The organism is Amycolatopsis panacis (assembly GCF_003600245.1).
GTDB lineage: Bacteria > Actinomycetota > Actinomycetes > Mycobacteriales > Pseudonocardiaceae > Amycolatopsis > Amycolatopsis sulphurea.
In genome coordinates this window covers 18,589-27,867 of sequence record NZ_QZFV01000123.1, presented here as the reverse complement: position 1 = coordinate 27,867, position 9,279 = coordinate 18,589, and the positions used below count along the sequence as shown (strand labels likewise).

At 67.9% G+C, this 9,279-nt stretch carries 9 protein-coding genes; 1 reads left to right on the top strand and 8 read right to left on the bottom strand.

Annotation, left to right across the window (positions count from 1 at the left end):
* Positions 1-640: IS30 family transposase (locus D5S19_RS26740; protein WP_120026155.1), on the top strand; the 640-nt coding region annotated here is incomplete at its 5' end.
* On the opposite strand, the gene D5S19_RS26735 is transcribed toward D5S19_RS26740, so the two are convergent.
* The 8 genes from D5S19_RS26735 to xerD form a co-directional block, all read right to left on the bottom strand.
* On the bottom strand, positions 523-1,683 hold the full coding sequence (locus tag D5S19_RS26735) for an Eco57I restriction-modification methylase domain-containing protein (RefSeq protein ID WP_120026150.1): 1,161 nt from the start codon (positions 1,681-1,683) through the stop codon (positions 523-525). The genes D5S19_RS26740 and D5S19_RS26735 overlap by 118 nt on opposite strands.
* Before the next feature lie 109 nt (positions 1,684-1,792).
* Positions 1,793-3,700: a Xaa-Pro dipeptidyl-peptidase gene (locus D5S19_RS26730; protein WP_120026149.1), complete on the bottom strand. Its 1,908-nt coding sequence runs from the start codon at positions 3,698-3,700 to the stop codon at positions 1,793-1,795.
* A gap of 489 nt (positions 3,701-4,189) precedes the next feature.
* Positions 4,190-4,942, bottom strand: a complete 753-nt coding sequence (locus D5S19_RS26725) for a pseudouridine synthase (protein ID WP_120026148.1) — start codon at positions 4,940-4,942, stop codon at positions 4,190-4,192.
* Positions 4,932-5,672 (bottom strand): SMC-Scp complex subunit ScpB, encoded by a 741-nt coding sequence (gene scpB / locus D5S19_RS26720; protein ID WP_120026147.1) that lies wholly within the window; start codon positions 5,670-5,672, stop codon positions 4,932-4,934. Before scpB ends, D5S19_RS26725 begins: the two co-directional genes overlap by 11 nt.
* A complete protein-coding gene (locus D5S19_RS26715) occupies positions 5,669-6,487 on the bottom strand; it encodes a segregation and condensation protein A (protein WP_407641794.1) in 819 nt (272 codons plus the stop codon). The genes scpB and D5S19_RS26715 overlap by 4 nt, the downstream gene beginning before the upstream one ends.
* A gap of 293 nt (positions 6,488-6,780) precedes the next feature.
* Complete coding sequence (locus D5S19_RS26710) at positions 6,781-7,188, bottom strand: cobyrinic acid a,c-diamide synthase (protein ID WP_120026146.1); 408 nt, start codon at positions 7,186-7,188, stop codon at positions 6,781-6,783.
* Entirely contained in the window at positions 7,185-8,186 is a 1,002-nt protein-coding gene (locus D5S19_RS26705; RefSeq protein ID WP_120026145.1) for a ParA family protein, read from the bottom strand. Before D5S19_RS26705 ends, D5S19_RS26710 begins: the two co-directional genes overlap by 4 nt.
* Before the next feature lie 121 nt (positions 8,187-8,307).
* Entirely contained in the window at positions 8,308-9,210 is a 903-nt protein-coding gene (gene xerD, locus D5S19_RS26700; protein WP_120026153.1) for a site-specific tyrosine recombinase XerD, read from the bottom strand.
* Positions 9,211-9,279: the final 69 nt, after the last annotated feature.

Below are 9,279 nucleotides of genomic sequence, written 5' to 3'. Positions count from 1 at the left end.
TGAATATTTGCAAGCACGTGGCGAGTTCTGCACCGAGCTGACGATTGCCTTGCGTCAGGGCCGGACCCGTCGGGTCAACCGGTCCCGCGCGACCTCAACCAGGGGGAAGATCCTCGACATGGTGAACATCAGCGAGCGCCCCAAGGAGGCCGACGACCGTGCGGTGCCCGGATTTTGGGAGGGTGACCTCATTATCGGCAAGGGGAACAAATCCCAGATCGCCACACTGGTCGAGCGCACCACAAGGTTCGTCATGCTCGTACGAATCCCGTATGACCGCAATGCTGAACGGGTCGCGGCGCTACTGGCCAGGAAAATGCAGACCCTTCCAGAATTCATGCGGAACAGTGTGACCTGGGACCAAGGGAAAGAAATGGCTCGGCACGCGGACTTCACGATCCGGACTGGGATGCCGGTCTATTTCTGCGACCCCCACTCGCCGTGGCAGCGCGGTAGCAACGAGAATACCAACGGGCTACTCCGCCAGTATTTTCCGAAGGGCACAGACTTGTCCTTGCACACTCAGGCGGAACTTGATAAAGTAGCGACACGGTTGAACGGTAGGCCGCGTGAGACCCTGAACTGGCGTAAGCCAATTGAAGTTTTCAGCGATCTGCTGGCGAGCCATGTGTCGCCATGATCATTTGATTCCGCCCTGTCTTTAGTGATGTATACCTTGTCCGCCCCCGTCGCGACACCGATCGAAACCCTCGTTCCAGTGCGCACCGGATCGTGCAACGGCCCGCAAGAGTCATTGAGATACTCGATCATGGCAAGCCTGGCCGGCGTACCAGCAGGCCAGAGACTTGCACCCTCAAACCAATGCGGAAGCCGGTGTCCACGCACCCCTGAGCCGCGAAAAGATGTCCCCACACCATCCTGCGACCATTTTACCAGGGCACGCGCAGCAGAATCGCCAAAACCCGAAACCGCATCCGCCACGACGACCGGACCCTGTTCACCATGAGCAATTACAGTGATCGCCGGATATGCCGAGACCTTTGATTCAAAGGCATCGACGTCGTGCATCGTCCACACCTGCTCAACCGAGTATTCACGAGCGACCAGTTCGCGTAATGCCGTTCCATACTGATTCCTCATCCAACGGTCTGCGCAAATGAATCCCACTCGACCGCCTGGTTTCAGCATGGCCAGGCAACGCTCGAAGAATCCGATATATATGTCACCTCGGCCGCGCATGGTCCGCCATTTCGCGCGATACTCTTCAGAGGTTTCCCTGAAAAGGTCATCATATCGGATATAGGGCGGATTTCCGACAGCAAAATCAATCTTCTCGTTCTCGATTTCGGAAAGCAGAAAATCTGCCTGTCTCACCCATTGCCGAGCCAAATTCGCAGCTACAGCGGGTGACGCACCCGAGTCGATGAGCAGGCTCTTACACCGGGCACGAGCGGTTCGCACGTTCCCAGCCTGCAGATCGTAAGCGCGGATGGCCTTACCCAAGCTCGTCAGCGCACGTCTTTCGGCCTTCGCGGACTTGATCAATCGCTCCACCGCCGGGAGCAGGAAGGCCCCGGTCCCGCACGAAGGCTCCACAAGACGAAGATCCCCGAGAGGCCGACCTACGGTGTATCCGACCAGGTCGAGCACCACGTCCACCACCCAGCGGCGGGTGAACACTTCGCCAAAGTTCTGGTCGGGAGCAGGCACGGTCACGGTCACGCGGCCATCCTAGAAGCCGGGTCCGACAGAACCCGAGGCGACACGCATGTTCGACACGTGCCTGAGATGCCCGCGAGCCCCACGTGCTCACTCCCCTACGCCGCTTTCCTCACCGGAGATCGACGGCCGCCCGCCTCGAGACGTGCGCCAGCGGGCCGGCCGGAAGCCCGCCTGCCTGAGGATGCGCGGGCAACGCGCCGGACAGCGGGATGAGCACGGAGGTCTTCGCCAGGTCGAGGGTCACCTTCGGGGTCTGCGCCGGTGGCGTGATCACGTCGACATCGGTCCCGCCGACGATCAGGGCCAGCCGGTGGCCTGCCGGGATCACATGGTCGGTGCTCGCCAGCCGGAACGTCATCGTGTACGGCTGGCCCGGCGTCAGCGGCGATTCCTGGCTCAGCGACTGGTAGTTCGCCAGATCCGCCCAGCCGCGGCTGAGGACGGTGTAGTCCACCTTCGTAGTGTTCGCAGTGGTCACCTTGTAGCAAGCGTCGTCGCCGGGGGCGTTGCCTCCCCAGCAGGTTTCCTGGCTGCCGGTGGTGATGCCCTCGCCGCGTGCGGAGAAGTTCCGGATCGTGGCCGGACCGTAGTCCACCAGCATCGCGGACAGCCGTGCGGACGACGTACTCGGCGTCGCTGTCACGGTGATCGACGAAGTACCGGAGACCTGTACCGGCGAAGCAAGCTCGCCCGTGCTGTAGAGCACGCGGTTCGGCGACATGGCCGACGGGTTCGCCGCCCAGCCGACTTCGCCGACCTTCGCGTTGTCCGTAAACGAGGTGGTTCCCGAAGCAGCGTCGGTGCCCAGTGTGCCGACGCCGGGGGTGTTGCCCGGCTGAAGGTGCAGCGTGGTCTGCGAAGCGTCCTTCGCCGGGTACGTGGCCTGATCCGCCCACTGGTCTGGTTGCCGCTCGACAGTCGCCATCGGATCCTTCTCGATGCCGTTGTCGATGCCCATCAAGTAGTGGTCGAACCAGCGGTGCAGCGTCTCGACCCATTCCGCGCGCCGATAGTCGAACGGATCCACGTGACCGGTCTGCGACAGCCAGATCTTGCGCTGGACGCCATTGGCCGCGAGGGCATCCCACCACTGACCGAAGTTGATCGTGCGGACGTTCAAGTCGTTGACGCCGTGCGAAATGAACACACTCGCGCGAACGTTCTTCGCCTTCGCGACGTAGTCACGTTCGGCCCAGAACGGCCCGTAATCCCCGTTCGCGGTCGCGCCTTCGACGAGTTTCCCGTTCTCCGCGGAGCAATCCTGGCCACCGTTGCGGGCCTCGACGGTCGCCGCGAGCTCGGCCGGGTCGAAGCCGAAGGCGGCGCCGTCCGAACGGTAGTAGTCGTACCAGGAACTGATCGCGGAGATCGGCACGATCGTCTTCAGCCCGTCGACGCCGGTCGCGGCCACGCCGTTGGCGATGGTGCCGTCATAGGACTTGCCGATCATGCCGACGGCGCCGCTGGTCCAGTCGGCGGTCACCGTGCCGCCGCCGGTTTTCGCGCCGTAGCCGGTCGCCCGGCCGTTCAGCCAGTCGATGACCCGTTTCGCCGAGTTCACATCGGACTCGCCGCCGACATCGACGCACCCGGTGGAACGGTTGGTACCCGCCAGGTCCACGAGCACCACCGCGTAGCCGCGCGGGACGAAGTAATTGTCGTAGTACAGCGGGAAACCGACCGGGCGGCCTTGGTCGTCGTAGGTCTTGAACTCGGTTTCGTTACCGCGCCCGACCGAGGAATAGTACGGGCTGGCGTCCATGATCACCGGGATCTTCGCGCCCGCCTTCGCGGTTTCCGCGGGCCGGACGATGTCCGCGGCCACCCGGTCCGGCTGCCCGTCGCCGTCTCCGTCACGGCCGGTGTCCACCCACACTGTTTCCCGGATCGCCCCGGCGAAATCGTACTGCGGCCCGCTGCCCGCCGAAACCGAAACCGAAGCCGCGGCCGTGGCCGGCGCGGCGACCAGCCCGGCCGCGAGCAGCGCAGCCACGCACCCTCCGATACCCAAACGCATCCCGTTGCCTCCCCGCATTCTGGGGCGCCAACGCTAGAAGCGGGCCGGTTCCGGCCGCCACGGCGGAAAGTCGGGTCTTGCCCGGCGGACCGGTGTGGACTGCCCGGCCCTACTCGCGGCGGGAAACGGCATGCGGCCACTCGCCGCCACCAATGGTCCGGTCGGCGGGCACCGGACGTCGCACAACGACCGCTCTCCTGGCCAGGCAACGGATCCAGATCGCCGAGTGACATTGCCCACGGACGCCCGGCCCGGTCGGCGTACTGACCACGTCGGCGACAATGCCGCCGTCGTACCGGCTCACCCGGCGCCGGCACACCTCCGAGCAGGCCGCCCCGCAGTGCCGCGGGCGATCAACCCGACGGCTGCCGAGCCGGTGGCAAGGACCGCACATCGGCCGCCCCTGTAAGGGCGCCGCGAAAACCCTCCCACCCGGCCGGATCGAAGCCCGCCGGAGTCCACATCGGACGGTTTCCCCGGCCGGCCGGGTCAGAGCCCGACGTTGCGGTACAGCGCACCGACCTCGCCGCGGTTGAGCCTGCGGATGGTGCCCGGCCGCTGGCTGCCGAGCTGCACGTCGCCGAGTGCGGTGCGGACCAGTTTGCGCACCGGATGCCCGGCCGAGGCGAGCAGCCTGCGCACGATGTGCTTGCGGCCCTCGTGGATCACCAGCTCCACCATGGTCCGGCCGGAGTGCATGTCCTTGACCCGGAACTGGTCCACCTTGACCAGGCCGTCGGGCAGCTCCCAGCCGGCCCGCAGCTGCTTGCCGAGCCCGCGCGGGACCAGGCCCTCGACCTCGGCGAAGTAGGTCTTGAGCACCCGGTAGGACGGGTGCATCAGGCGGTGCCCGAGGTCGCCGTCGTTGGTGAGCAGCAGCAGGCCTTCGGTGTTCTCGTCTAGCCTGCCCACGTGCACCACGCCGGGCGTCTCCTCCCAGCGGCCGCGCAGGTAGTCCCCCACGCACGGGCGGCCCCGGTCGTCGGACATCGTGGAGTGCACGCCCTTGGGCTTGTTGAAGACGAGGTAGACCAGGTCGTCGCGCAGGTTGACCCGCGTGCCGTCGACGTGGATCACCGCCTCGTCCGGGTGCACGCGGCGGCCCAGCTCGGTGACCACCGCGCCGTCCACCTCCACCCGGCCGGCCGCGATCAGGTCCTCGGCCGCGCGGCGGGAGGCGATGCCCGCCTGCGAGAGGACCTTCTGCAGCCGGACGCCGTCGGGGTGTTCGTCAGATGTCATCGATGGTGTCCACTTCGGGTAGCAGCGGAGCGATCGGGGGCAGGTCGTTCAGCGACGACAGCCCCAGGCGCTCCAGGAACAGCTCGGTCGTCACGTACAGCGTGCCGGTCGTCTCCGGGTCGGTGCCCATCTCCTCGATGAGCCCACGGGCCAGGAGCGTCCGGATCACGCCGTCCACGTTCACGCCGCGCACCGCCGCGACCCGTGCCCGGGTCACCGGCTGCCGGTACGCGATCACGGCGAGGCTCTCCAGCGCGGCCCTGGTCAGCTTCGACCGCTGGCCGTCCAGCAGGAGCTTCTCCACGAACGGGGCGTAGGTGTCCCTAGTGTAGAACCGCCACCCCTCGCCCACGCGCCGCAGGTCGATCCCGCTGACGCGGTCGGTGAACTTCTGCGCCATCGTGCTCAGCGCGACGCTCACCCTGGCGACCGGCTGCCCGACCGTCTCGGCCAGCGATTCCTCGCTCACCGGGGAGTCGACGACCAGCAGCAACGCTTCGAGCGCGGCTTCCAGCGCCTCGTCGTCTTCGACGTCGGGCAATCCGTTGCCCGCCTCGTCGTCCTCGGCCTCTTCCGGTTCGGACGCGTCGGCCTCGGACTCAGCGACCGGCGGTTCCCCGGCCTCGGAGGGCGCCTCCGGCTCGGCCCCGGCAGTCTGGGCCGATTCCTCGGCGGGCGAATCCGCTTGCGCCGCAACGGGTTCCGCAGTGTTGTCGTCTTCGGTGCTCACCCGTACTCCTCCTCTTCGGCGACCGCGCGGTCGTGTTCGGCGGCAGCGGACGCCTCCGCGACCGAGCCGCCGGTCCAGCGGACGTGCAGTTCGGCCAGTGCCTCCAGCTGGTCGAACTGCACCGACGATTCGCGGTACAGCTCCAGCAGCGCGAGGAACCGGGCGACGATCTCCACGGTGTGCTCGCAGTCGGCAACCAGGTCCTGGAACGTGGCCTGCCCGGCCTCCGCGAGCCGCACCCTCAGCAGGGCGGCGTGCTCGCGAACCGACACGCGGCCCATGTGGATGTGGGAGATGGACACCGTCGGCGGCGGCTTCGGCCGGAACACCGCCACCGCGATCTCGGCGAAGCGCTGCGGGGTGACGCCGAGCATGACCTCCGGCAGCAGCCCGACGTACCGCTCCTCCAGCGCCACCGACCGCGGATACCGCCGCAGCGCGCTCTGTTCCAGCTCGCCGAACAACGCGGCCACCTGCTTGTACGCGCGGTATTGCAGTACCCGGGCGAACAGCAGGTCGCGGGCTTCGAGCAGGGCGAGGTCGTCCTCATTCTCGACCTCGGCCGAGGGCAGCAGCCGCGCCGCCTTGAGATCCAGCAGGGTCGCGGCGATGACCAGGAACTCGGTGGTCTCGTCGAGATTCCAGTCCGCGCCCAGCGCCCGGGTGTAGGCGATGAAGTCGTCGGTGACCTGGTGCAGGGCCACCTCGGTGACGTCGAGCTGGTGCTGCGAGATCAGTTGCAGCAGCAGGTCGAACGGGCCCTCGAAGTTGCGCAGCCGCACCTTGAACTTCGAGGTGCTCAGGTCCGCGGCCATGCCCTCGGGGATGGTGCCGCCGTGCACGGTCTGGTGCGGCTCCGGCGACTCGGGATCCGCGGCGGCCGGGGCGTCGTCCACGGGGTCGGTGGCCGGACCACTCTCGACGGGTCCGCCGTCCGCGGCCGCCTTGCCTGCTCGTGCGTCTCCGGCCTCGTCGCCCGCAGTGGCCTCGGTGGCCACAGCATCGACCGGCCCGGCGGCCGGGGCGTCCTCGCCGACGGTGGCACCCTCGGCGGGTTCCGGGGCCGCCGGTTCCGGCTCCGGCTGCGCGGCCGATGCCGGTTCGTCCATCAGCTCTCGGCTCCGCCGTCCTCGTCGACCGCGCGCAGTCGTTGGACCAGCACCGATTCGTCGCCGCGCTGGTCGAGGTCGGCCAGCAGCACGGCGACCGCCTCGCGGACCAGACGCCCGCGGTCGACGATCAGCTCGTGCTTGGCCCGCAGCGTGAGCCGGGCCTGTTCCATCGCGAGCAGCTCCTCACCGGACACGTACACGGTGATCTTCGCGTCGTGCTTGGTCCGGCCGGACCCGCTGCGCGCGGCGTTGCGGGTCAGGTGATCGGCGTCCGCCGGCGGCTCGGCCGAAGCCGGGCCCGGGGCCGGAGCGGGTGACGGCGGCCGGTCGAGGGCGGGACTGGAGGCTGGGGAGGTGAGGCGGAACAGCTCCGACGCTCCGGGCAGGGAAGCGCGCCTGCTCACCGAGCGATCACCTCGCGGGCCAGCGCGCGATAGGCGGCCGCGCCGGCGGACTTGGGAGCCCAGGTCGTGATCGGTTCACCCGCGACCGTCGTCTCGGGGAACCGCACGGTGCGATTGATCACCGTGTCGAACACGGTCTCGCCGAATGCCTCCACCACGCGAGCCATGACCTCCTTCGAGTGCAGGGTTCTCGGGTCGTACATCGTGGCGAGAATCCCCACTATGTCCAGTTTGGGGTTGAGGCGTTCCTGCACCTTCTCGATGGTGTCGATCAGGAGCGCAACGCCTCGGAGACTGAAGAACTCGCACTCCAGGGGGATGATCACACCGTCCGCGGCGGTCAGTGCGTTCACCGTGAGCAGGCCGAGCGAGGGCTGGCAGTCGACAAGAACATAGTCGTAGTCCTCCAGCACCGGACGAAGGACCCGTAACAACGTGTGCTCGCGCCCTACCTCGGCGACGAGCTGGACCTCCGCCGCGGACAGGTCGATATTGCTCGGCAGCAGGTCAACGCCGTCCACGCGGGTCTTGCGGAGCACGTCCTCGATGCGCACCGAGCGCTCCATGATGACGTTGTAGACCGTTTGGTCCAGCTCGTGCGGCTGAATGCCGAGCCCGACCGACAGCGCGCCCTGCGGGTCGAAATCGACCAGCAGCACCCGGCGGCCGCATTCGGCGAGCGCCGCGCCCAGGTTGATGGTCGAGGTGGTCTTGCCGACGCCACCCTTCTGGTTGCACATGGCGAGCACCTTGGCCGGGCCGTGCCGCTCCAGCGGCGGCGGCTCGGGAATCTCCCGCCACGGCCGCCCGGTCGGCCCGATCCCGCTCTCCGCGCGCTCCTTGGCCCGCGCCCGGGCACGCTCCGCCCGCGTCTTGGGCGTGCGGTCCGGCTCGTCGCCCTCGTGCTCGGCGGGGGTGGCGATCTCCGCACGGCCCAGGTTCGCCGCGGCCGACCCCGCGGACGCGGCCGGGTACTCCGGCTGGCTCGGTGTCGACATGGCGGGAAAGCTCCTCTTCGGCGTGGTCCCCGGCAGCCTATGCGGCGGTCCGGAGCCCCGGCAAAGCGCCGCGCCGGACCGCTGGGGCCGAGTCACCGCAGCGTGCGAATGCCCTTCACGCTCAACCGAGGGCTCGCGGATGCGCAGTCGCGTACACCTCGCGAAGGGTCGTCACGGTGACGAGTGTGTACACCTGCGTCGTGGTCACCGACGCGTGGCCGAGTAGCTCTTGCACCACGCGTACATCCGCACCGCCTTCAAGCAAATGCGTAGCGAACGAGTGGCGCAGCGTATGCGGTGACACGACGGCAGTGATCCCCGCGCGTTCCGCGGTGTCTTTCAAGACCTGCCACGCGCTCTGCCGGGAAAGCCTGCTGCCACGGGCATTGAGGAACAGCGCGGAGGTGCCACGCCCGTGCGCGGCGAGCGCGGGACGGGCGCGTACGCGGTAGGCGTGCAGAGCTTCCAGCGCCGGACGGCCGATCGGTACGAGGCGCTGTTTGCCGCCTTTGCCGTCCAGCAGCACGGTTCGTTCGCCGTCGTCCACATCGTCCACATCCAGCCCGACGGCCTCGGAAATGCGTGCCCCGGTGGAGTAGAGCAACTCCAGTAGCGCACGGTCACGCAGCGGACGCTCACCGTCCGGAGGTGGGGTGTCGAGGAGCTTCAACACATCGGCGACCGGCAGTGCCTTGGGTAGCCGCTTCGCTGCTGCAGGCGGACGTACGTCGCGAGCCGGGTCGTGTTCGGTGATGCCGTCGGCGTGCGCGAACTTGTGCAGCCCACGTACCGCCACCAACGCCCGCGCAGCCGACGAAGCAGCCAGGGGACGATGCTCGGCATCACCCTCGCGCAGGGCGGCGCCGAACGAGGTGACGTGCAACGGGACCACGTCAGGAAGCCGTTCGACGCCTTCCTCGGCCAGATGGGCGGCGTACCGGCGGAGGTCGCGGGCGTAGCTGTCGAGCGTGTTGCGAGCCGTACCCCGCTCCACCACCAGGTGGTCGAGGTACGCGGCGATCACGTCGGTCACGCCCTGGCTCGTCACGGAGCCACTCTAGCTCCGCGACCACCCACCACCGTGCTCACCGGG

Excerpts from the sequence above, each read along its gene's own strand:
- D5S19_RS26730 (WP_120026149.1), bottom strand. The coding sequence starts at position 3,700 with ATGCGTTTGGGTATCGGAGGGTGCGTGGCTGCGCTGCTCGCGGCCGGG.
- D5S19_RS26725 (WP_120026148.1), bottom strand. The coding sequence starts at position 4,942 with ATGACATCTGACGAACACCCCGACGGCGTCCGGCTGCAGAAGGTCCTC.
- D5S19_RS26715 (WP_407641794.1), bottom strand. The coding sequence starts at position 6,487 with ATGGCCGCGGACCTGAGCACCTCGAAGTTCAAGGTGCGGCTGCGCAAC.
- D5S19_RS26705 (WP_120026145.1), bottom strand. The coding sequence starts at position 8,186 with ATGTCGACACCGAGCCAGCCGGAGTACCCGGCCGCGTCCGCGGGGTCG.